General features: G+C 60.0%; 21 protein-coding genes. 7 read left to right on the top strand and 14 right to left on the bottom strand.

Features of this window, described 5'->3' with window-relative positions; all coding sequences use genetic code 11:
* Positions 1-9 precede the first annotated feature (9 nt).
* The 4 genes from B9G99_RS07505 to B9G99_RS07490 all read left to right on the top strand — a co-directional run bounded on the left by B9G99_RS07505 (position 10) and on the right by B9G99_RS07490 (position 2,897).
* Positions 10-708 carry a DUF484 family protein gene (locus tag B9G99_RS07505; protein WP_086621492.1) on the top strand — a complete coding sequence of 233 codons (699 nt, stop codon included), beginning with the start codon at positions 10-12 and terminating at the stop codon, positions 706-708.
* A complete protein-coding gene (locus B9G99_RS07500; RefSeq protein WP_086621491.1) occupies positions 705-1,667 on the top strand; it encodes a tyrosine recombinase XerC in 963 nt (320 codons plus the stop codon). Before B9G99_RS07505 ends, B9G99_RS07500 begins: the two co-directional genes overlap by 4 nt.
* Positions 1,664-2,365 carry an HAD family hydrolase gene (locus B9G99_RS07495; RefSeq protein ID WP_086621490.1) on the top strand — a complete coding sequence of 234 codons (702 nt, stop codon included), beginning with the start codon at positions 1,664-1,666 and terminating at the stop codon, positions 2,363-2,365. Before B9G99_RS07500 ends, B9G99_RS07495 begins: the two co-directional genes overlap by 4 nt.
* A gap of 202 nt (positions 2,366-2,567) precedes the next feature.
* Entirely contained in the window at positions 2,568-2,897 is a 330-nt protein-coding gene (locus tag B9G99_RS07490; protein ID WP_086621489.1) for a hypothetical protein, read from the top strand.
* A gap of 58 nt (positions 2,898-2,955) precedes the next feature.
* On the opposite strand, the gene yihA is transcribed toward B9G99_RS07490, so the two are convergent.
* Complete coding sequence (gene yihA / locus B9G99_RS07485) at positions 2,956-3,597, bottom strand: ribosome biogenesis GTP-binding protein YihA/YsxC (protein ID WP_227875975.1); 642 nt, start codon at positions 3,595-3,597, stop codon at positions 2,956-2,958.
* A gap of 251 nt (positions 3,598-3,848) precedes the next feature.
* Between yihA and B9G99_RS07480 the strand changes: the two genes are divergently transcribed.
* Positions 3,849-4,481, top strand: coding sequence for a thiol:disulfide interchange protein DsbA/DsbL (locus B9G99_RS07480; protein WP_086623362.1), 633 nt, complete (start codon positions 3,849-3,851; stop codon positions 4,479-4,481).
* A 77-nt stretch (positions 4,482-4,558) separates the two neighbouring features.
* Positions 4,559-5,383: an endonuclease/exonuclease/phosphatase family protein gene (locus B9G99_RS07475; protein WP_086621488.1), complete on the top strand. Its 825-nt coding sequence runs from the start codon at positions 4,559-4,561 to the stop codon at positions 5,381-5,383.
* 104 nt (positions 5,384-5,487) lie between these two features.
* Here B9G99_RS07475 and nuoN read toward each other — a convergent pair whose 3' ends face one another.
* From nuoN to B9G99_RS07410, 13 genes are all read right to left on the bottom strand, one after another.
* The gene (gene nuoN, locus B9G99_RS07470) at positions 5,488-6,936 is read right to left on the bottom strand and encodes an NADH-quinone oxidoreductase subunit NuoN (RefSeq protein WP_086621487.1); all 1,449 of its coding nucleotides are present in this window, start codon (positions 6,934-6,936) and stop codon (positions 5,488-5,490) included.
* Between the two features lie 6 nt (positions 6,937-6,942).
* Positions 6,943-8,466 (bottom strand): NADH-quinone oxidoreductase subunit M, encoded by a 1,524-nt coding sequence (gene nuoM, locus B9G99_RS07465; RefSeq protein ID WP_086621486.1) that lies wholly within the window; start codon positions 8,464-8,466, stop codon positions 6,943-6,945.
* 121 nt (positions 8,467-8,587) lie between these two features.
* The gene (nuoL, locus tag B9G99_RS07460; protein WP_086621485.1) at positions 8,588-10,441 is read right to left on the bottom strand and encodes an NADH-quinone oxidoreductase subunit L; all 1,854 of its coding nucleotides are present in this window, start codon (positions 10,439-10,441) and stop codon (positions 8,588-8,590) included.
* Positions 10,438-10,746, bottom strand: coding sequence for an NADH-quinone oxidoreductase subunit NuoK (gene nuoK / locus B9G99_RS07455; RefSeq protein ID WP_086621484.1), 309 nt, complete (start codon positions 10,744-10,746; stop codon positions 10,438-10,440). The genes nuoL and nuoK overlap by 4 nt, the downstream gene beginning before the upstream one ends.
* Complete coding sequence (nuoJ, locus tag B9G99_RS07450) at positions 10,743-11,309, bottom strand: NADH-quinone oxidoreductase subunit J (protein WP_086621483.1); 567 nt, start codon at positions 11,307-11,309, stop codon at positions 10,743-10,745. The genes nuoK and nuoJ overlap by 4 nt, the downstream gene beginning before the upstream one ends.
* A gap of 27 nt (positions 11,310-11,336) precedes the next feature.
* The gene (gene nuoI / locus B9G99_RS07445) at positions 11,337-11,885 is read right to left on the bottom strand and encodes an NADH-quinone oxidoreductase subunit NuoI (RefSeq protein WP_086621482.1); all 549 of its coding nucleotides are present in this window, start codon (positions 11,883-11,885) and stop codon (positions 11,337-11,339) included.
* Positions 11,886-11,918: 33 nt separating this feature from the next.
* Positions 11,919-12,896: an NADH-quinone oxidoreductase subunit NuoH gene (nuoH, locus tag B9G99_RS07440; RefSeq protein WP_086621481.1), complete on the bottom strand. Its 978-nt coding sequence runs from the start codon at positions 12,894-12,896 to the stop codon at positions 11,919-11,921.
* Positions 12,893-15,634 (bottom strand): NADH-quinone oxidoreductase subunit NuoG, encoded by a 2,742-nt coding sequence (gene nuoG, locus B9G99_RS07435; RefSeq protein WP_086621480.1) that lies wholly within the window; start codon positions 15,632-15,634, stop codon positions 12,893-12,895. The genes nuoH and nuoG overlap by 4 nt, the downstream gene beginning before the upstream one ends.
* Before the next feature lie 81 nt (positions 15,635-15,715).
* Positions 15,716-17,053 (bottom strand): NADH-quinone oxidoreductase subunit NuoF, encoded by a 1,338-nt coding sequence (nuoF, locus tag B9G99_RS07430; protein ID WP_086621479.1) that lies wholly within the window; start codon positions 17,051-17,053, stop codon positions 15,716-15,718.
* Positions 17,050-17,607, bottom strand: a complete 558-nt coding sequence (nuoE, locus tag B9G99_RS07425) for an NADH-quinone oxidoreductase subunit NuoE (RefSeq protein WP_086621478.1) — start codon at positions 17,605-17,607, stop codon at positions 17,050-17,052. The genes nuoF and nuoE overlap by 4 nt, the downstream gene beginning before the upstream one ends.
* Before the next feature lie 2 nt (positions 17,608-17,609).
* Positions 17,610-19,379, bottom strand: coding sequence for an NADH-quinone oxidoreductase subunit C/D (gene nuoC, locus B9G99_RS07420; RefSeq protein ID WP_086621477.1), 1,770 nt, complete (start codon positions 19,377-19,379; stop codon positions 17,610-17,612).
* Between the two features lie 63 nt (positions 19,380-19,442).
* Positions 19,443-20,120: a NuoB/complex I 20 kDa subunit family protein gene (locus tag B9G99_RS07415; RefSeq protein ID WP_086621476.1), complete on the bottom strand. Its 678-nt coding sequence runs from the start codon at positions 20,118-20,120 to the stop codon at positions 19,443-19,445.
* A gap of 69 nt (positions 20,121-20,189) precedes the next feature.
* A complete protein-coding gene (locus B9G99_RS07410; RefSeq protein WP_086621475.1) occupies positions 20,190-20,624 on the bottom strand; it encodes an NADH-quinone oxidoreductase subunit A in 435 nt (144 codons plus the stop codon).
* Positions 20,625-20,967: 343 nt separating this feature from the next.
* Between B9G99_RS07410 and thiD the strand changes: the two genes are divergently transcribed.
* Positions 20,968-21,768, top strand: a complete 801-nt coding sequence (thiD, locus tag B9G99_RS07405; RefSeq protein ID WP_086623361.1) for a bifunctional hydroxymethylpyrimidine kinase/phosphomethylpyrimidine kinase — start codon at positions 20,968-20,970, stop codon at positions 21,766-21,768.
* The last annotated feature ends 35 nt before the right edge of the window (positions 21,769-21,803 follow it).

Raw genomic sequence — 21,803 nt, 5'->3', positions numbered from 1 at the left:
GGAGATGATATGACCGATGACAGCACTGCCCCTGATCAACCGTGTTCCGAAAGGCTTGACGCCGATCAGGTCAGCGACTGGCTTTCACGCCACCCCGACTTTTTCGAGGGACGCGAGGCACTGCTGGCCTCGATGCAGATCGCCCATCCCCAGACCGGCGGCGCCGTATCGCTGGTCGAACGGCTGATTGCGACCCTGCGCGCCCGCACCGAGCAGGCCGAGGGACAATATCAGGCGCTGTTGAACGCGGCGCGACACCATGATCAGCAGGCCGGCGCCATGCGCGCGCTGACCCTGTCGCTTTTGCAGGCCGAAAGTAGTGATGCACTGGCACAGACCCTGACCGCCGAGCTTGGCGAGCGTTTTGGCGTAGCGCATCTGGCGCTATGGCGACAGCTCTCAAACGGTGAATGGCCGCAGCCGCCCACCTACGCACTCGACGTCGAGACCGACCAGTGGCTGGCATCCACTCTGGATAGCGCCTGCGAGGTACTGACACTGGATCGCACAATGGCCGAGCGCCTGCTGCCCGGCACTCTCCTGAGCGAGGGTCGCTGTACCGTGGTCCGGCTGGCACTCGGCGAGCGTCACGGCTATCTGGTTCTGGCCCACCCTGACCGGACGGGCCTGCCGTGGGTCATGGCACCCGACAACATGACCTGGCTGGGCGAGGTCGCCTCACGCCTGCTGTTGCGTTATTCGTCATGAGTGCGCTGGAGCCGCTGGTCGACATGTTTATCGAGCACCTGCGTTATCGGCATAGTCCGGCCACGGTCGATGCCTATCGTCGTGACCTGGCGGCGCTGACAGCGTTCATGGCGCGTGAGGACATTTCCTCGTGGGACGTTCTCGATATTCATCACCTGCGTCGCTTTCTGGGACGTGAACGCACCCGGGGGCTGGCTGCCCGCAGTCTGGCACGGCGACAGGCCGCCATTCGGCGCTTCTGTGATCTGCTGATCGAACAGGGCCTGATGAGCCACAATCCGGCCCGGTTGCTGGACACGCCCAAAATGCCGCGACATCTACCACGCCCGGTCGATGTCGATGTGCTGGGTCAATTTCTGGATACACCGCATGACGGCTCGCCGTTGGCACTGCGCGACCAGGCCATGCTGGAGCTTTGCTACTCCAGCGGTCTGCGACTGGCAGAGCTTGCCGGCATGGATCTGGCAGATATCGACACCCAGCGCGCTCGGGTTCTCGGCAAGGGCGACAAGCCGCGTCAGGTGCCGATCGGGCGTCGAGCCGCATCGGCACTGGCCGAGTGGCTCAAGATACGAGGCATGCTGGCAGGCCCGCACGAGCCGGCTCTGTTTGTTGGCGCCCGCGGTCAGCGTCTGGGCCATCGCGCCATTCAGCTTCGCATGGCCCGTCTTGGGCGCGAGCGCGGTCTGCCCGAACATCTGCACCCGCACCGTCTGCGTCACAGCTTTGCCAGCCATCTGCTGGAATCCAGCCAGGATCTGCGCGCCGTGCAGGAGTTGCTGGGGCATGCTCACCTCTCCACCACCCAGGTCTACACTCGACTGGACTGGCAGCATCTGGCCGATACGTTTGACCGCGCCCATCCGCGGGCACATCGAAAAACCGGTGCCGACCAGCACCCTTTTTCCCACGAAGCCTCCCCCTTCAGGACTTCAGACCATCAGGACGAGACCCAATGATCAAGGCCATCACTTTCGATCTGGACGACACCTTCTGGGACAACGGCCCGGTGATGGCCGCGACCGAGCCCGGCCACTATCAATGGCTCGATGCGCAGATCGGCCATGCCGAGCACTTCCCGCTGGAGGAGTATCAGCGCCGACGTATGGCACTGGCAGAGCAGCACCCGCTGTATCGGGGCGACTTTACCTGGCTGCGCCGCAAGGCACTGACCGGCATGCTGCTCGAGTTTGGTCTGGCCGAGAGCGAGGCACAGCGCTGGGCCAATGACACCATTGAGCACATGCTGACACTGCGCCACGATGTCGCCATCTTCGAAGAGGTGCCAGAGATGCTGGAAAGGCTGCGCGCGCGCGGCATTCGACTGGGCGCGATCACCAACGGCAACGTGGATCTGGAACGCCTGATCATTGCCGAGCACTTCGATGTAATCATCAAGGCCGGTGAAGCGCTGGCGCCCAAGCCCGATGCGCGCTGCTTTTTGTCGGCCATGGCACGCCTTGGCGCGCAGTCCCCGCGCGAGGCCGTCCATGTGGGCGATTCCTGGGCCGAAGATGCCCTGCCGGCTCAGCGCCTTGGCATGCATGTGGCCTGGATCGATGCCAAAAACAAGGGACTGCCGGAGCACGCGCCAGGCGGGATTCATCGTCTGAGCCACATTCGCGAGCTGGAGGCAATGCTGGCCGGACTGGAGTGACCGGCACAGGTCATGGATGACCACAGGATGACTGAAAAATTCAGTTACCTTTTAAAACACTCGCCTATTATTAGGGCATGAAATAATAAGCGCGCTTTTTACAATGGTTCATGAGGCATCAAGATATGCCTCAAATGACAATAATGACTGCCTGACGCGGGTGTTCATCCTTTTTCACCGACCCTGATAGGCTCTTCGGATCATGCGTCCTCTCGATATACTCAGCATTACGCTGGTGCTTTGTGCTGTGGCTCTGGTCATGGTCCTGCCCATGTCGAACAACGAGGCGACCCTGTCGAGTGACACGAGCCTGACCTCAAGATCGACCCTGCACTATCCTGGCCAGCAGAGACAGGAGACGGCCCTGTTGCAGTTCGATGGCCACCAGGGCCAGTCTCGGCCAATGCTGTTCGATCTGGACCAGGCAGAGCAACAGGACATGCCGCCCAGCGGTTCGCTGTTTGGGCCGGAAACGCCAGCCCCCTCAATGAGCATGCGCTACCCCAACGGTCGCCAGATCTACAGTTTCTAGTCCATCACATCGACAGGAGCTGATCCGCTGCGGGCACCAAGCCATCAGACTGCTCGAATCAGGGCCGATCTTCCGGTGCCGGCGCATGACCGGGTGTGAGCCACTGACAAAGACGTTCATTGAGCGCCTCCACACCCTGACGATCATGTGAGGAAAACAGCTGCACGCTGATCAGATCCTCCCACTCCTTGAGCTGATGACGCACCTTCGACAGCACGCCCATGGCCGCCCCGCGCTTGAGCTTGTCGGCCTTGGTCAGAAGAATATGCAGGGGCATGTCATTTTCATCCGCCCAGCCCATCATCATCTGGTCGAACTCGGTCAGCGGATGTCGGACATCCATGACCAGCACCGTCCCCTGCAGGGAGCGACGCTCGCGAAGATACTGCGCCAGATGCTTTTGCCATTCACGGCGCACAGCCTCCGGCACCTTGGCAAAGCCATAACCAGGCAGGTCTACCAGCCGATACATGGGATCGCCTACGGTGAAAAAATTGATCAGCTGAGTGCGTCCGGGCGTTCTCGACGTGCGCGCCAGCGCCTTTTGCCGGGTCAGTGTATTGATGGCACTGGACTTGCCGGCATTGGAGCGCCCGGCAAAGGCGACTTCCAGCCCGGTATCTGCCGGACAGTCAGCCAGTTTAGGGGCACTGGTCAAAAACGTGGCCGACGGAAAATGATGAGACATGACATCCGACATGGGATATTTCCAACGATAGGACAATGAGCAGGGATGAGATAATGAAGCGAGTGTAACACCCCGGGTTAACGCCTCGCTCGTCAGTCGTGTTCGTGTCTGTCAGGATGGCAGGGAACCCTTCGGGCGCCGGGCGTTCAAAGTAACGATGCATAACATGCTGATAACAACAGCGCTCAGGCAATATTGAAATCATTTGCTGTTCAGGGAGTAACATTGTGAAGCCAAAGCATTTTCCAGGCGCCCGCTGGCTGATGGCCGCCGTCGCCGTTTGTGGTATGTCAGGCATGGCCATGGCGGCCGAACCCGTCGCCGGACAGGATTACGAAGTTCTCGACAAGCCGGTCTCAAGCGAGGTACCGGACGGCAAGATCGGCGTCACCGAAGTGTTCTGGTATGGCTGCCCGCACTGCTACGCACTGGAAGAGCCGCTGGAAGCCTGGGTCGATACCCTGCCCGATGATGTGGCCTTCGAGCGACTGCCGGCGACCATGGGCAAGGTCTGGCTGCGTCATGCCACGGCCTACTATGCCGCACAGGAACTGGGCATCTTCAACACGCAGTTTCATCGTGACTTCTTTGACGCCATCCAGAAGGATGGGCACCGCATGACCGATGACGACGAGATCGCCGAGTTCTTCACAAACTATGGTGTCAGCAAGGACGCCGCGCTCAAGGCCCTCAACTCCTTTGGGGTCAAAAGCCAGCTCAATCAGGCCAATGCCCGCATGAAGGCCTACAAGCTGATGGGTGTACCGGCGCTGGTCGTCAACGGTCAGTATGTCATTACACCGCGCTCGGCCAACGGTCTGGACAATATGCCAAAAATCGCCGAAGCCCTGATCGAGAAGACCCGTCAGGAAAAAGAGGCACAGGGCACCAATTGATTCATAATTGATGCATGGTGCTGGTGGCCCGATACGCCCCGTATCGGGCCTTCCTGCCTTGCCAAACGGGATATTGAATGCAGGACGATCATCAAAGCGAACGCATCACATCTCTCAGGCTGCTCACCTTCAACATGCAGGTTGGCATTCACACGCACGCCTATCATCACTACGTGACTCGTAGCTGGCAGCATTTCCTGCCGCATCGTGGGCGATCGACTCGTCTTGACATCATGTGTGACACCTTCCGCGAGTTCGATCTTGTCGGACTCCAGGAAGTGGATGGTGGCAGCTTCCGTTCAAGCAATATCAATCACGTCGAGTATCTGGCTGCACAGGCCGGCTTTCCCTACGCCTCGCAGCAGATCAACCGCGATTTCGGTCGATTCGCCAAGCACAGCAACGGTCTCCTTAGCCGTCTGGCGATCAGTCACACCGATAATCATCGCCTGCCCGGCCCCAAAGGGCGCGGCGCCATGCACATCCGGTTCGGGGAAGGTCCGGAGGCACTGCACCTTTTCGTGCTGCATCTGGCACTGGGCACTCGCACCCAGCATCTGCAGCTCGACTACATCAGCGAGCTGATCGCCCCGCTCAAAAACGTCATCATCATGGGCGATCTGAACTGCACCCACGACAAGCTCAAAGCCCATCCGCGCTTTTCCAGAGCGCTCTCACTGGAACAGGGGCACGGCGTTCCCAGCCATCCGGCCTGGCAGCCCACGCGCGCGCTGGACCATATCGCTGTATCGCCGTCACTGAAGATGAGTCATCTACGCGCCCTGCCACCGCTTTTCTCTGATCACCTGCCGCTGGCCGTGGACGTTACCCTGCCGCTGCCGTGCGCGCGTAGCATTTCAATTGCAGGGCTTGGCGGCACGACGCCACAGAGCATGCGCTGACAGCGACGATCGTTGCTGCCTCTTGCGAACAAAACAAGGCGCCCCGCTCTTTCGAGCGGGGCGCTTTTGCATGCCACCAGAAATCTATCTCAAGGCACTGAGCCTCAGCCCAGTGTGGCACCGCTGACCAGCATGATCATCGGCTGGGGATAGACCCCCAGTATCAGCACGGCCAGCGCCAGCAGGATGACCATGATCCCGCCGGCACGCTGCCCCCAGTCACTGGAAGCGTCGTACTCTTCTTCTTCAGTAGGATGAAGATAGAGCATGACCATGACGCGCAGATAATAGTAGAGACTGATGGCACTGCCGATGATTACACCGGCCACCAGCCACCAGAGCTGAGCTTCAACACCGGTCGCCAGCACATAGAACTTGCCGATGAAGCCCGCCGTCATCGGAATACCTGCCAGCGAGAGCATCATCACCGTCATGACGGCCGCCAGATAGGGACGTCGCCAGAACAGGCCACGATAGAACTTCAGCGAGGAAACATCGCTGCCCTGCCAGGGGCTCGACACCAGTGCGATCACTCCGAAGGTCGCCAGCGTCGTCGCCACATAGGTGATCAGGTAGATGCCGGTGGTCAGAAGTGCCATATCATCACTGGCGACCACTACGGTCAACAGATAGCCCAGGTGGCCGATGGAGGAATACCCCATCAGGCGCTTGATGTTGTCCTGACGCAGCGCCATCAGATTGCCCACCAGCATCGACAGGAACGCGATAAACGCGACGGTCGTATGCAGGCTGGCCATATCGGTGACCGGCGCGCTCATGAAAAGACGCATCAAAAGTGCAAAGACGGCAATCTTGCTGACCGTGGCCAGAAAGGCCGTCACCGGCGCCGGGGCGCCTTCGTAGACATCGGCCGTCCAGAGATGAAACGGTACCAGCGACAGCTTGAAGGCCATCGCAATCACCATCATGCCGATACCCATCAAAAGCCAGCTGGCGTGTCCGCCGCCTTCCGTCAGACGCGCGCCCAGATCGGCGAAGGCCAGCGAACCGGATTCGGCATACAAAAGTGCCATGCCAAAGAGCAGAAAGGCCGAGGCCGCTGCAGACAGCACCATATACTTGATGCCGGACTCCAGTGACAGCCGGGTACGAAAGGCATAGGCCGCCATGCCGTAGAGCGGCACGCTCAAAAGCTCGAGACCGAAAAACAGCGACAGCAGATGGTCGCTGGCCACCATGGTCAGGCCGCCCAGCACCGAGCAGCCCAGCAGCATGTAGAACTCTTCCTTCTGATCGTCAAAACCCTCCAGATAGGCGTGCGCCAGCGTCGTGGAAGCCAGGCCTGCAATCAGGATCAACGCCATGTAGAGCACGGCATAGTTATCGATCAAAAGCAGCGGTGATACGCGAATCGGCGTGACCGTCAGTACCGCCAGCAGCGAAAACAGCGCCGCATTGAGTCCGATGGTGGTCATGGTGGCCGTGGCCACGTGATGGCGACGCCAGGCAATGCCCAGCATCACCACGATGACCGTGGCGCAGACGATCAGAAGCGGTAACAGGGCGATCAGATGTGACAGGGTCAGATTCATGTCGGCTCAGCCCGCAAACGAAGGTGAAACAGCAAACCAGTGACGCACTTCATGCATCGCGCCCTGCGAAATATCGAGCACTACCTGGGGATAGAGTCCCAGCGCGATGGTCAGCACCAGCGTGCCCAGAAGCATGGCGTACTCGCGGCCATCCAGACGGGCGATGGTGGTGTCGGCCTTCGGCGGCCCCCAGTAGACCCGATGCATCAGGATCAACGAGTAGATGGCCGACAGCACAAGCCCTGCACTGGCGATCACCACCACCCAGGGCACCACATCAAAGGCACCGAACAGGATCAGAAACTCGCCGATAAAGTTGCCGGTGCCCGGCATGCCGAGAGAGGCCATCACAAAAGCCAGTGCAAACCCTGGCAGCGCCCCCAGACGACCAAAAAGGCCACCCATCTGGCGCATGTCACGGGTGTGCAGACGCTCGTAGAGCTGGCCGCTGATCATGAAAAGCCCCGCCGCCGAGAAGGCATGCGCCACCATCTGCAGGATAACCCCCTGCAGCGCCAGCAGCGTGCCGGAGTAGATACCGATCAGAACAAAGCCCATATGGGAAATACTGGAACAGGCAATCAATCGCTTGATGTCGGTCTGGGAAAATGCCAGCACGCCACCATAGAAGATGCCCACCAGTCCCAGCCCCATGGCTATGGGGGCAAAGGCCTGAGAGGTTTCCGGAAACAGCGGCAGCGCAAAACGTAGCAGACCGTAGGCGGCCGTCTTGAGCAGAATACCGGCCAGATCCACACTGCCCGCCGTTGGTGCCTGAGCATGCGCATCAGGCAGCCAGCCGTGCAGCGGCACCACCGGCAGCTTGACCGCAAAGGCGATGAAAAACCCGAGCATCAACACCCAGGACATGATGCCGGTAATCGGTGTCTCACGCAGAATACCGTAATCAAACGAGAATACGCCGGTCTGGGTATAGTGCATGAACACCAGCCCCAGAATGGAGACCAGCATCAAAAGACCCGAGGCCTGGGTATAGATAAAGAACTTGATGGCCGCCGACACCGGTGACTTGCCCTCCGACTCATGCCCCCACAGGGCAATCAGGAAGTACATCGGCACCAGCATCATTTCCCAGAAAAAGAAGAACAAAAACAGATCGATGGCCAGAAATACCCCAACGACGCCGCCAATGACCCACATCAGATTGAGATGGAAAAAGCCGACCCGTCGATCGATTTCCTTCCACGAACAGACCACCGCCAGAGTTCCGAGAATCCCGGTCAGCGTGATCATGATCAGCGACAGGCCATCGATGGCCAGATGGAAGGTGATACCGAAGGCATCAATCCAGGGCAGCCGGAACTCGCTATGCCAGTCAGGCGTATTGCCCACCACCTGAGACAGGCTGTAATCCCCGCTCACCCACATGATCAGCGCCATGACCAGAAGCGCTATCATGGAAAACAGTGCGATCCAGCGCGGCATGGCCGTGTTGGGTCTGATCAGCTCGAACTGCCAGCACAGCAGCCCCCCGATAAAGGGTATGAGTAATAGCCAGGGCAACATCATGGCGTGATCGCATCCTTGATCGTTATTGTGGGCACAGGCAGTCGGGCAGCCCGGTGAGCTGTCACCTGTCGCGTCAGGTCAGCTGCCCTGCATTGAAACGGCTTGATCATGTCACCTCCCTTCATAGCAGCAGCAGAAGCAACAGTACGGCGATCGCGCCAGCGGTCATGACGGCGGCGTACCAGCGCAGCCGTCCACTCTGGGTGTCGGACAAAAGTCCGTTGAACATCATGGCCAACCCCGGCCAGAGGTTCATCAGGCTGTTGACCCAGTCACGCCGATGCAGCCGTGCAATGAACAGAAACGGCTTGACTGCGATCTTGTCGTAGAGCCAGTCAAAGGCGAAGGCACTGTTGAAAAAGCGCCATAGCCGATGGCCTTCGTCCGTTTTTGTCAACGAACTCACCAACCTGCGACGACCAAGGAACAGTCCTGCTGCGATACCCACGCCCACGATCGCCACGATCGCAGCCAGCACTTCGAGCATTAGTTTCACGTTATGGCCATAGAGTCCCTCCGGGCCTGCCGGCAGCACGTTTTCAAGCGGCGGATGAATCATTGCCCCGATAAAGGTAGACAGCACCGCCAGCACGATCAGCGGCACGTGGTGTGCCAGCCCGCGACCGGCGTGCGGATGAATCTGCTCACGACCGTGGAACACGATAAAGATCATGCGGAAGGTATAAACCGAGGTCAGGAAAGCGCCGACCAGCGCCCCGAGCCAAAGCCAGGTATGGCCGTGATCAAAGGCGAGCCACAGGATCTCGTCCTTGGAGTAGAACCCTGCCGAGATCAGCGGCAGTGCCGAAAGCGCTGCGCCACCCACCAGAAAGCAGGCATAGGGCAGTTTGAGCGTCCTGCGCAGACCACCCATCTTGAAGATGTTCTGCTCGTGGTGGCAGGCAATGATGACCGACCCCGAAGTGAGGAAGAGCAGTGCCTTGAAAAAGGCGTGAATCATCAGGTGAAAGATCGCTACATCCCAGGCCTGAACACCCAGCGCCAGAAACATGTAACCGATCTGACTCATGGTGGAATAGGCCAGTACGCGCTTGATATCGGTCTGTGCCAGTGCCGCAAACCCGGCCACCAGCAGCGTCACCATACCGATCAGGCCGACCAGCTCGAGCGTCATGGGGGCCAGCTCGAAGATGACGTGCGTCCGTGCAATCAGGTAGACCCCGGCGGTCACCATGGTCGCGGCGTGAATCAGCGCCGACACCGGTGTGGGACCGGCCATCGCATCGGCAAGCCAGGTTTGCAGCGGCAGCTGCGCCGACTTGCCGACCGCGCCGCCCAGCAGCATCAGGGCAGCCAGCTCCGCCATCGGGTCCCCTCGACCCCAGGCCTCGGGCGCCAGGCGCAGAAGCTCCTGAATGTTGAGCGTGCCGAACTGGGCAAACAGCAAAAACATGCCGATGGCCAGAAACACGTCCCCGATGCGGGTCACGATGAAGGCCTTGAAGGCGCACCAGGCGTTGTATTCGCTCTGGTAGTAGTAGCCGATCAGCAGATAGCTGCACAGCCCCACACCTTCCCAGCCCAGATAGAGCAGAAAGAGATTATCGCCCAGCACCAGCAGCAGCATGCTGAACACGAACAGGTTCATGTAGGCAAAAAAGCGCGCAAAGCCCGGGCCGCCTTCAAGATCCTCACGCATATACCAGGACGCGAACAGGTGAATCAGAAAGCCAACGCCGGTGATGACGCTGATCATGGTCAGCGACAGACCATCCAGGTACAGCGAAAAGGCCATCCGGAAGTCTTCCACCGCGACCCACTGCCAGAGCGTCTGGGTCACACCATGACCATCGCCACTGTAAAAGGCCACGTTGAGCCAGACCATGACCAGTGCCGACAGCCCGATCGAGCCTACCCCCACAAGGCCGACCAAGCGGTTCGGCAGCCGCGGATTGAATGCCAGGACAAGCGCGCCCAGCAGCGGGAACAAGGGTGTCAGGAAAAGTATATTCATCCTTTCATCTCGCTGGCTGCGTCAATATCAAGCGTTTTGAACCGGCGCTGCAGCTGGATCAGAAAGCCCAGTCCGATACTGGCCTCGGCCGCTGCCAGCGTAATGATGGCGATGAACATGACCTGCCCGTCGGGCTGACCCCAGTGCATGCCGGCCACGACAAAGGCAAGACCTGCCGAATTCATCATGATCTCGAGGCTCATCAGGATAAACAGCAGATTGCGCCGGACCAGAAGGCCGGTAAGCCCCATCAGAAAGAGGATGGCGGCCAGTGCCATGCCATGTTCCAGTGGAATGCCGTTCATGCCTGCCCCCCTTCATCGTTGCCCGCCGGTATACGCTGTTCGGCTTCGTTCATGTCGCGTTCAAGCCGAGGCTCATCGTTTCGTCCGATATGGGAGGCTGCAATCAGCGCGGCCAGCAACAGCATCGCTGCCAGTTCCACGGCCAGCAGATAGGGACCAAACATCTGTGTCCCGACCTCCTTGGCGCTTAGCTCTTCCCCGGAGATCGTGCCGATGCCACCGCCGTGCCAGAAAGAAAACACCAGAATCACCAGAAGTGTCGCTGCCATGATCGACGGGCCAATCCAGATGCGTGGCGCCAGCCAGCGGCGCTCCTGATCGGCGGTCTGACTGCCCAGGTTGAGCATCATGACCACAAAGACAAACAGCACCATGATAGCGCCGGCATAGACGATCACCTCAAGCGCTGCGGCAAAGGGGGCCCCGAGGCTGTAAAACACCACCGCCACTGCCATCAGCGAAATGATCAGATACAACAGCGCATGCACGGCATTGGTATGCGTAATGACGCGAAAGGTGGCAACGATGGCGACCAGTGCGGCCAGATAAAAAGCAATTTCCACGGCAAACTCCCCGATGCTGCCTGCGCCCTAGGGCAGAAGCGTTTTGACGTCGACCGGCTCGGCCTCGTTTTGCGCCGCGCCCTTTGGCTTGCCGGCCACCGACAGACCTGCGACACGATAAAAATTATAGTTATGATCCTTGCCCGGGCCCGAGATCAGCAGATCGCGCTTTTCAAAGACCAGCTCCTGACGGTTGTACTCCCCCAGCTCGAAATCAGGCGTCAGCTGGATGGCCGAGGTAGGACAGGCTTCTTCGCACAGGCCACAGAAGATGCAGCGAGAGAAATTGATGCGAAAGAATTCCGGGTACCAGCGCCCGTCCTCCTTCTCACCCTTTTGCAGCGATATACAGCCGACCGGACAGGCCACGGCGCACAGATTGCACGCCACGCAGCGCTCTTCACCATCCGGATCGCGTGTGAGCACGATACGCCCGCGATAGCGCGGCGGCAGATACGGCTGTTCTTCCGGATAGTTCAGCGTCTCACGCTTGTGGAAGGCATGCTTGAACACCATCCAGCCGGTGCGCAGCTGCGTTCCGGTACCGGTCACTACCTTGATGATCGAATGCAGCATGTGTTCTGCCTCGTTCGTTGTTCAGCGACTGGGTCAGGCCGTCACAAGGACGACTGCCCCGGTCACCAGAAGATTGATAAGCGTCAGTGGCAGACAGAATTTCCATCCGAACTGCATTACCCGGTCATAGCGGGGGCGAGGCAGTGCCGCACGCGCCAGAATGAAGAGCATGACGAAAAAGGCCGTCTTGAGCAGAAACCAGACGATCGGCGGCAACAACGGGCCATGCCAGCCCCCCATGAACAGGGTGGTCAGAAGTGCCGACACCAGCACGATGCCCACATATTCGCCGATAAAGAACATGCCGAACTTCATGCTTGAATACTCGACATGATAGCCGTCGGCAATTTCCTGCTCGGCCTCGGGCTGGTCAAACGGTGCACGGTGTGTCACTGCAACGCCTGCGATCAGGAAGGTCAAAAAGCCGAAAAACTGCGGCACGATATACCAGAGCCCTTCCTGACCGTTGACGATGTCGCGCATGTTGAACGACCCCGTCATGACCACAATCCCCATCAGCGACAGCCCCATGAATACCTCATAGGAAAGCGTCTGGGCCGAGGCGCGCATGGCGCCGATCAGGGCGTACTTGTTGGCACTGGCGTAGCCGCCAAAGAGCACGGCATAGACGTTGATCCCGGCCATGGCGAAAAAGAACAGGATGCCGATATTGAGATCCGCCACCCCCCAGGTCGGGGTGATGGGAATGATCAGAAACGACAGCAGCAGCGAGGCAAAGGCGATCGCCGGCGCCAGCACGAAAAGCTTTCGATCGGCAAAGGGCGGGATCCAGTCTTCCTTGAAAAAGATCTTGATCATGTCCGCAATCAGTTGCCCCGAGCCAAAAACGCCTACCCGGTTGGGGCCATAGCGGTCCTGCCAGAGCCCCAGCAGCCGGCGCTCGACCACGGTCAGGAAGGCGCCGGACAAGACGGCCGCCAGCAGGATCACGATCGATTTCAGTACGCCCACCGCGATGGCAAGCAGCACATCGGTACTCATCCAGCTCATGCGCTGACCTCCACGGTAACGGTGGCATACTCACCGGCCAGTCCTCGGGGAATACCGGGCAGCTGCGGCAGACCGATCAGGCCGGATCGCATTTCGCGGCTGATGCGTACCGGCAGATGCAGCTGATGACCGGAGGTCTGCAGGTAGATCGTCTCACCTGGTGTGACGCCCAGATGGTCAGCATCCTCCTGTGCCAGTACCACGAAGGTTTCGCTCATGCGCTCCTGGATCGGCTCGGCACGTGCCGACATCTCCTCGCCGCCAAAAAGCTGCGGCAGGCTGACGACGTACCAGTCGTCATCACGCGGCTCGAAGGCCTCGGGAATCGCGGTGAACCAGTCACGATTCTGTCGCTCGCTGCGCTGTTGATCGAAGAGTCGAACGCCCGGATCACCGGCGCTCAGGTGCCCCCCCACCTCGTCCTGGAACTTGTTCCAGGCCTGCGGCGAATTCCAGCCTGGCGCCCAGGCAAAGGCGACTTGAGAGCGGGGTTCGCTGTAACCGCTGTAGCCTTCCATCGAAAAGGCAAAGGCAGAGTCAGCATCCTGCGGCGCACGGGGCTCATGCACGCTTAGGTTGGCGCGCATGGCCGTGCGTCCGCTGGAGCGATGCGGCGAGCGTGCCAGCTTCTGGCCGCGAATACGAAACGACGCGCTGGGCGCAGCATCACGAATACCGGCAAGCTCCGGATGCACCCGTGTACAGTCTGCTGTGACCTCATCAATCTGGGTCCAGTCGACGCCGCGCCCTTCCATGGTGGTATGCAGCGCATGCAGCCATCGCCAGCTTTCGTGGGTGAGGTCATTGGGGCGGTAATAGCTCGGGTCATAGACCTGGAAAAAGCGCTGGGCACGGCCTTCATGACTCACCAGCGTGCCGTCGCCTTCTGCGAAGGTCGCCGCCGGCAGGGCCATATGGGCACGTTCCAGCGTGGGTGTGCGCTGATGATCCAGCACCACCAGTGTGTCCAGCGCGCTCAGCGCCTGATCGACCGTGCTGCTGGCCAGTCGCTGATAGAGATCGTTTTCCAGAATGACGGCGGCGTCTGCACGGGCTTCCCCGTCCTGCATGGCGTCCAGCGCCCACTCCAGTGAATGACCGCCCAGCATGGTTAGACCGGTGCTGTTGGCCTCACCGCTGACCAACGACACCGACGGCGTCTTGCCTGCCGTGTTCAGCGCTTTTGCCAGATTTGCTGCCGCCTGCAGCACGGCGGTACTTTGCAGACTGGTGCCCGAGATAATGAGCGGCCGTTCGGCCCCCTTGAGCGCCTCGGTCATGGTATCGATCAGGGCCAGCGTCGTGTCATCCAGGCCTTCGACCGCCGGCGATGATGCCTCGAGGGCATGAGCCAGCGCATGCCCCAGCCGGGCAATCTCTTCCGGCGCGCCGTGCCAGGTGTCACGAGCAATGTCATCGAGCCGCGTCTCGGTCAGAGAGGCAATAAAGACCGGTCGGGTACGGCCCTGGCGCAGGGTATTGACCGCGTTGGCGTTCCACGCCGGAATGTCGTTGGCCTCGGCCATATCCTCGCCACGGGCATTGGCCGCCTGGCGCACCGCCAGTGCCACGCGCGCCGCGCTCTGGATCAGGTCCTCGCCGAGTACGATGACGGCGTCGTGATCCTCGATCTCGCGCATCGACGGGATGTGCCACTGCCCCTCACGCTGAAGCGTCTGGATCAGCTCAAGACACTCGAGTTCACGATCTGCGATGCCGGTCGAGAAGTTCTCAGCGCCGACCATTTCGCGAAGCAGATGATTGCTTTCAAGGCTGGCACGCGGCGAACCGATACCGATCACACGCCGGCTGCCCTTCAGCCGCTCGGCCGTGCGATCCAGCGCGCTGTCGACGGTCAAAAGCTCCGGCTCCCGGTCATCGACGCGCAGACTCGGCTGTTGCGGACGATCGGTGCTGTTGACGTAGCCGTAGCCAAAGCGGCCACGGTCACACAGGAAGTAGTGGTTCACGTCGCCGTTATAGCGGTTCTCGATCCGACGCACCTCGCCGTAGCGCTCGCCCGGGCTGGTGTTGCAGCCGCTGGAGCACTGGTGACAGATGCTGGGGGCAAACTGCATGTCCCACTTGCGTGTGTAGTGCTCGGAGTGGGTGCGATCGGTGAAGACACCGGTCGGGCAGACCTCGGTCAGGTTGCCGGAAAACTCGTTTTCCAGCGTGCCGTCGACCGTACGACCGAAGTAGATGTTTTCGTGAGCCCCGAAGGCGCCAAGATCCTCGCCACCGGCGTAGTCCTTGTAAAAGCGTACGCAGCGGTAGCAGGTAATGCAGCGGTTCATCTCATGGCCGATGAAGGGGCCAAGATACTGATTTTTGTGGGTGCGCTTTTTGAAACGATAGCGACGACGATCATGACCGGTCATGACCGTCATGTCCTGCAGATGGCAGTGGCCGCCCTCTTCACAGACCGGACAGTCATGCGGATGGTTGGTCATCAGCCACTCGACGACGCTGGCGCGAAAGGCCTTTGCCTCTTCGTCATCGATCGAGATGTAGGAATCATCCTTGATCGGAGCCATGCAGGACATGACCAGCATGCCCCGCTCGTCGTCGGCATCCTTGTACTGCTTGACCGCACACTGGCGGCAGGCACCCACGCTGCCCAGCGCCGGGTGCCAGCAGAAATAGGGAATATCGAGGCCCAGCGACAGGCAGGCGTGCAGCAGATTGTCACTGCCGTCGACCTCGTAGTCCTTTCCGTCTACATGAATGGTTGCCATGAACCCTGCCCTTTGCCTGTCACGGCCCGGCGATCACCGGGCACCTTGATCGTTGTCTCACTCGTATGCCACATCCGACCGCTATACCGATCCCACCGGGATCGGCTCGGCGTGTGCTTCGCGTCTTTGATGGCGAATGCCGGCTTCGAACTCGTGTCTGAAATGCTCAATGGCGGTTTCCAGTGGCATCGCCGCACCCGGTGCGTGGGCACAAAACGTCTTGCCGGGGCCAATGTCATGGGCCAGCGAGACCAGCATGTCGATGTCGCCCTCTTCGCCCTCACCGCGCTCGATGGCACGCAGAAGCTTTACGCTCCAGGGCAGACCGTCGCGACACGGCGTGCACCAGCCACAGGATTCACGGGCGAAAAACTCTTCGAGGTTGCGGGTCAGTGACACCACACTTTGATTGTGGGCTACCACGGTCATCAGCCCGGTGCCCAGACGGCTGCCGGCCTTGCCGATGGCGTCAAATTCCAGCGGAAGCTCGAGATGCTCCGGCAGCAGAAAGCCGGTACTGCCGCCCCCGGGCAGCCAGGTCTTGAGCTCGAGCCCATCACGCATGCCGCCGGCCATCTCCAGCAACTCGGCGCCGGTCACGCCCATCGGCAATTCGACCAGTCCGGGACGCTTCACGCGACCGGACACGCCAAAGATCTTGGTGCCACCATCGTCGCTGCGACCGCCGGACAGCGCCTGGTACCATTCGCCGCCGTGCAGGGCGATGGCCGGCACGTTGCACAGCGTCTCGACATTATTGACCACGGTGGGCTTGCCCCAGGCACCGCTCTGCCCCGGAAAGGGCGGTTTGGAGCGCGGGTTGGCGCGGCGGCCTTCCAGCGAATTGATCAGGGCGGTCTCTTCGCCGCAGATGTAGCGTCCGGCGCCGGTGTGCAAAAAGATGTCGAAGTCAAAGTCGCTGTCGCACACCTTCGGCCCCAGAATACCGGCCTCGCGGGCCTCAACAAGCGCCCGCTCGATCCGCTCGGCGGCCAGTACGTATTCACCACGCAGAAAGATGTAACCCATGCGCGCGTTGTTGGCATAGCCGGCAAGGATCATGCCCTCAATCAGCAGATGGGGAATCTCCTCCATCAGCATGCGGTCCTTGAAGGTGCCCGGCTCCATTTCGTCGGCGTTGCAGACGATGTAGCCGCGAGGATGGCCCTCACCGCGTGCGGTCAGGCTCCATTTGACGCCGGCGGAGAAACCGCCGCCGCCACGACCGCGCAGGTTGGCGGTCTTCATGTTGTCTATTAGATCATGCGGCGAGAGATCCCGAAGCGTGATGCGCAGGGCCTCATAACCGTCCTTTTGTTGAAACTCGGCCAGATCCACATAGCCACGATCCTCGCGCAGACGATAGGTCAGTGGATGGGTTTCGCCATTGGTGCTGGTAGAAAAGAGATGACTGGTCATGAGTAGCGCTCCAGCAGTGCCGACACGTCTCCGGGCTCTACCGGGCCATGAAGGTCCTCATTGATCATCAGCGCCGGACCGCGATCGCAGGCGCCCAGACAGCACACCGGCAGCATCGTGAAGCGGTCGTCTCCGGTGGTCTGACCCAGCCCGATGCCCAGCTCGTTTGAAAGGGCATCACGCAGCTCATCGTGACCGGTCAGAAAGCACGAACTGCTGTCACAGACCAGGATGACATGACGTCCGACCGGCTGACGAAAGATCAGGCTGTAAAAGGTGGCCACACCTTCGACATCGCTGGAGGGGATGCCCAGCACATCGCTGATGGCGATAATGGCACCGTCCGAGACCCAGCCGCGACGCTTCTGCACAATCTTGAGCGCTCCGATCGAAGCCGCACGCGGGTTTTCGTAGTGTCCCATCTCGTGCTCGATCTCATGGCGCTCTTCATCGGTGAGCTCGAAATCATCAACGCGCCCGGCACTGACAATCAGGTTGCCCTGACTGGCCTTGCTGGCGCGGGTATTGCCGGTTGCGGGAGTATCCATGGTCATGGTTATCGATCCACGTCGGCCATTACAAAGTCGATGCTGCCCAGGTGCGCGATCAGATCCGGCACGAACCCGCCATTGATGACGGCAGGAATGTGCTGAAGGTGGGCAAAGCTGGGCGTGCGAATTCGGGTGCGATAGCTCATGGTGTTGCCATCGCTGGTCAGGTAGTAACTATTGAGCCCCTTGGTCGCCTCGATCATCTGAAACGACTCGTTGGCCTTGAGCACCGGCCCCCACGAGACCTGCAAAAAGTGCGTGATCAGGGTCTCGATGTGCTGAAGCATCTTGTCGCGCGGCGGCGGCGTGGTCAGCGGATGGTCGGCCTTGTAGTCCCCTTCGGGCATGTTTTTCAGACACTGCTCGATGATGCGAAGGCTCTGACGCATCTCCTCGATGCGCATCATGCCGCGATCAAAGACATCGCCGTTGGTGCCCACCGGAATATCAAAATCAAAGCGCTCGTAGCCCGAATAGGGCTTGGCCTTTCTCAGGTCGTATTTCAGGCCGGTCGCACGCAGGTTGGGGCCGGTCACGCCCCAGGTCAGTGCTTCGGCGGTGGTATGCGTGGCAATGTTGACCGTACGCTCACGCACAATCGAGTTGTCCATCATCGCGCGCTCGTACTCGTCCAGCCGCGGCGGCATCCAGTCCAGAAAGTCGCGAACCAGTTTCTCCCAGCCGCGCGGCAGATCATGCGCGACGCCGCCAATGCGAAACCATGCCGGGTGCATGCGAAAGCCGGTGATCGCCTCGATCACATGATAGGCGCGCTGACGGTCGCTGAAGGTGAAAAAGACCGGCGACATGGCGCCCAGATCCTGCAGAAAGGTACCGAGAAACAGCAGGTGAGAATTGATGCGAAACATCTCGGCCATCATCACGCGGATGGTTTCAGCACGCTGCGTGACGGTAATGCCGGCCAGCTTTTCGACGGCCAGAATGTAGGGCAGGTTGTTCATGACCCCGCCGGTGTAATCGATCCGGTCGGTGTAGGGAATATAGCTGTGCCACGACTGCCGCTCGGCCATCTTTTCAGCGCCGCGGTGGTGATAGCCGATATCCGGCACGCAGTCGACCACTTCTTCACCGTCAAGCTGCAGCGCGATACGAAACACGCCGTGTACCGAGGGGTGGTTGGGCCCCAGGTTCAGGAACATGTAATCGGTATCACCGCTGTGACGTTTCATGCCCCAGGCTTCGGGATTGAAGCGCAGCGCTTCCTGCTCGCGGTCCTGACCTTCCATCGTCAGCGTATAGGGATCAAATTCGGTTGCCCGCGCAGGATAGTCCTTGCGCAGCGGATGCCCATTCCAGGTTGGCGGCATCAGCATGCGGCTCAGGTGCGGATGGCCCGAGAATTCGATGCCGAACATGTCAAAGACTTCACGCTCGTACCAGTTGGCATTGAGATAGACGTTACAGAGCGTCGGGACACGCAGGTCATCTTCATGCAGCGCCACCTTGATCATCAGCTCGGAGTTACGCTCAAGCGACATCAGCTGATAGAAAACGGTGAAGTCTGCCGGCGGCAGGCCGCGTCGGTGCATGCGCAGACGCTCGTCGACCCCATGCAGGTCGTAGAGCATGACAAAGGGCTTTGGAACCTGCTGCAAAAAGCGCATGACCTCGATCATTTGCTCACGCGCCACCCAGACCACCGGCATGCCGGTCAGCGTGGGCTGTACCACCAGATTCGCCTCGCCAAAGCGGGCCTTCAGCTCATCGACAATGGCGAAGGTTGTAGCGTCTGCCTGTGAAATCTCGGTCGTCATCCGTTGTTTTCCATCGCCAGTGAACCGAACACGCTCGCCCTTGGGCCATCCCTGTGCCGGTCGTTACACTTCATCGGGTGAACGCAGCTCGGTAACCGCAATGCGTTCGTCGCGCCGTTTTTCCCGCTGGGAGGGCATCTCGGCCTTGTAGACCCCCTGGTCACCCACCACCCATGTCAGCGGGCGACGCTCCTGCTGGATGGAATCCTGCAGCAGTTGCAGGCCCTGAAGGAAGGCTTCAGGTCGTGGCGGACATCCCGGTATATAAACGTCGATGGGAAGAAACTTGTCGACGCCCTGCACGACCGAATAGATGTCATACATGCCACCGGAGTTGGCACACGAGCCCATCGAAATGACCCATTTGGGCTCCAGCATCTGGTCGTAAAGTTCCTGGATAATGGGCGCCATCTTGATAAAGCAGGTGCCCGAAATGACCATGACGTCTGCCTGGCGGGGCGAGGCACGCAGCACCTCGGAGCCAAAGCGGGCGATGTCATGTGGCGCGGTGAAGGCCGTGGTCATTTCCACATAGCAGCAGGAGAGCCCGAAGTTGTAGGGCCACAAGGAGTTCTTGCGCCCCCAATTGACAACGTTGTGCATGATGTTTTCGAGCTTGCCCATGAAAACATTGCGATGCACCTGATCGTCCATGGGGTCATCGACAATACGCCGCTCCCCGACCGGATACTGGCTGCTCTGGGGAGCATCAGGATCGATGCGCGTAAGCTTATAGGACATCCAGAGTCCTCCCGGAAAACGTCATTGATCGGTGCTGGAATCTCTGAGGGCTCGTCACCCGGAAAGATTTCAGTGTTCGGTATGATCACGCTGGGCAGGCTGGTGAACCCGATCCGGCTGCGCGCGACGTTTGGGCACCCAGTCCAGAGCACCAACGCGGCTGTCATAGATCAGACCGGCCAGCAGGATAAAGATAAAGACGCTGGCGCCTATCAGCCCGGTCCAGCCGGTCTCACGTACGGAGATGGCCCAGCCAAAGAGGTAGAGTGCTTCTACATCAAAGATGACGAAGAGCATGGCCACCATGTAGAACTTGACCGAGAAACGCTGGTGAGCACTGCCGGTCGGCACAATACCGGACTCATAGGGCGTTTCCTTTCGATGCCCCCAGGCCCGTCCGCCAAGCAGGGCGGAAGCTGTCACCATAAAGGTACACAGGGCCAGTACGGCGACGATGAAAACACCGACTGACCAGTTTTGAGCCAGTTGCGTTGCCAGATCCATGGACGCTTACTCATCTTGGTCTGCCCCAGCGACATTGCATCGACTGGCGCTTTCGTTATTCAACCACCCGGGGCATATCGCCCGAATGACAGGAAATTCTCGACTGCGGAAGGTCAGGTCAGCCTCGAGATCAACACCGTTACATTAGAAGTCGATGCGAAATTTTTCCAATGCCGTCATCGGCTTTTTTGATGTCGATTTTGGAATGTTCCCCCTGTAGCCTTCGTGTATCCAATCAAAATATCGCCCTACCATACTAGACTTTAGTCTTATATCCTGCGGCGCGGCAGACATCACAACGTCTCATGTCGCCCCTGTGTCGCTGGCCACCTTCGGAGATTTCATGCGCCCGATCCGTTTTCTCTCCATTGCCGGTACCGATCCCAGCGGGGGCGCCGGTCAGTCCGCCGATCTCAAGGCCGCCAGCGCTCTGGGGGCCTATACCACCAGCGTGCTGACGACCGTGCTGGCCCAGAACACCTGCGGCGTTCGTGAGGTCATGCCGCTGCCGCAGGCCATGATCCGTGCCCAGCTGGACGCCGTGTTCGACGATATCACCATCGACTGCGTCAAGATCGGCATGGTCAGTGATCTCGACACGGCCCGCCTGATCCGGGAGTTCATCGAGCGCTACCGGCCGGCCCATGTCGTGCTGGACCCGGTCATGGTCGCCAAAAGTGGCGACATGCTGGTAGACCGCGACGGATTCCACGCCGTGCGCGATATCCTGATTCCGGTGGCCGATGTCATCACGCCCAACCTGCCGGAAGCGGCCGTACTGCTGGAGACCGACATTCCGGAGAACCATGAAGGCATGGAAGCGATGCTGCCAGGCCTGGGGGCACTGGGCTGCGACATCGTGGTACTCAAGGGGGGCTATCTGGCCGGCGAGGTCAGCAATGACCTGGTGCTGACACCAAAGGACACTTGCTGGCTTGAAGCGCCGCGCATCAGGACACGCTCACTTCACGGCTCTGGATGCACACTGGCCTCGGCCATCGCCGCCCTGCTGCCTCGACACGATACCCCGATCGAGGCGATCAGGGAGGCCAAGACCTACATGACCCGGGCGCTGGCCGCCGCGGAGCAGCTGGAGGTCGGCAAGGGTCAGGGGCCGGTTCATCACTTTCACGCATGGTGGTAGCTGTAGTGGCAGGCAACCACTATCATTTCAGCGGT

It is taken from the genome of Kushneria konosiri, from assembly GCF_002155145.1.
Classification (GTDB): Bacteria; Pseudomonadota; Gammaproteobacteria; order Pseudomonadales; family Halomonadaceae; genus Kushneria; species Kushneria konosiri.
Note: the sequence above shows the minus strand (reverse complement) of the source record. Positions and strands in the feature narration are given on the sequence as shown.

Bases quoted from the DNA above. Each gene is read 5' to 3' on its own strand.
- B9G99_RS07505 (WP_086621492.1), top strand. From the start codon at position 10: ATGACCGATGACAGCACTGCCCCTGATCAACCGTGTTCCGAAAGGCTT.
- B9G99_RS07500 (WP_086621491.1), top strand. From the start codon at position 705: ATGAGTGCGCTGGAGCCGCTGGTCGACATGTTTATCGAGCACCTGCGT.
- B9G99_RS07495 (WP_086621490.1), top strand. From the start codon at position 1,664: ATGATCAAGGCCATCACTTTCGATCTGGACGACACCTTCTGGGACAAC.
- B9G99_RS07490 (WP_086621489.1), top strand. From the start codon at position 2,568: ATGCGTCCTCTCGATATACTCAGCATTACGCTGGTGCTTTGTGCTGTG.
- yihA (WP_227875975.1), bottom strand. From the start codon at position 3,597: ATGTCGGATGTCATGTCTCATCATTTTCCGTCGGCCACGTTTTTGACC.
- B9G99_RS07480 (WP_086623362.1), top strand. From the start codon at position 3,849: ATGGCCGCCGTCGCCGTTTGTGGTATGTCAGGCATGGCCATGGCGGCC.
- B9G99_RS07475 (WP_086621488.1), top strand. From the start codon at position 4,559: ATGCAGGACGATCATCAAAGCGAACGCATCACATCTCTCAGGCTGCTC.
- nuoN (WP_086621487.1), bottom strand. From the start codon at position 6,936: ATGAATCTGACCCTGTCACATCTGATCGCCCTGTTACCGCTTCTGATC.
- nuoM (WP_086621486.1), bottom strand. From the start codon at position 8,466: ATGATGTTGCCCTGGCTATTACTCATACCCTTTATCGGGGGGCTGCTG.
- nuoL (WP_086621485.1), bottom strand. From the start codon at position 10,441: ATGAATATACTTTTCCTGACACCCTTGTTCCCGCTGCTGGGCGCGCTT.
- nuoK (WP_086621484.1), bottom strand. From the start codon at position 10,746: ATGAACGGCATTCCACTGGAACATGGCATGGCACTGGCCGCCATCCTC.
- nuoI (WP_086621482.1), bottom strand. From the start codon at position 11,885: ATGCTGCATTCGATCATCAAGGTAGTGACCGGTACCGGAACGCAGCTG.
- nuoH (WP_086621481.1), bottom strand. From the start codon at position 12,896: ATGAGCTGGATGAGTACCGATGTGCTGCTTGCCATCGCGGTGGGCGTA.
- nuoG (WP_086621480.1), bottom strand. From the start codon at position 15,634: ATGGCAACCATTCATGTAGACGGAAAGGACTACGAGGTCGACGGCAGT.
- nuoF (WP_086621479.1), bottom strand. From the start codon at position 17,053: ATGACCAGTCATCTCTTTTCTACCAGCACCAATGGCGAAACCCATCCA.
- nuoE (WP_086621478.1), bottom strand. From the start codon at position 17,607: ATGACCATGGATACTCCCGCAACCGGCAATACCCGCGCCAGCAAGGCC.
- nuoC (WP_086621477.1), bottom strand. From the start codon at position 19,379: ATGACGACCGAGATTTCACAGGCAGACGCTACAACCTTCGCCATTGTC.
- B9G99_RS07415 (WP_086621476.1), bottom strand. From the start codon at position 20,120: ATGTCCTATAAGCTTACGCGCATCGATCCTGATGCTCCCCAGAGCAGC.
- B9G99_RS07410 (WP_086621475.1), bottom strand. From the start codon at position 20,624: ATGGATCTGGCAACGCAACTGGCTCAAAACTGGTCAGTCGGTGTTTTC.
- thiD (WP_086623361.1), top strand. From the start codon at position 20,968: ATGCGCCCGATCCGTTTTCTCTCCATTGCCGGTACCGATCCCAGCGGG.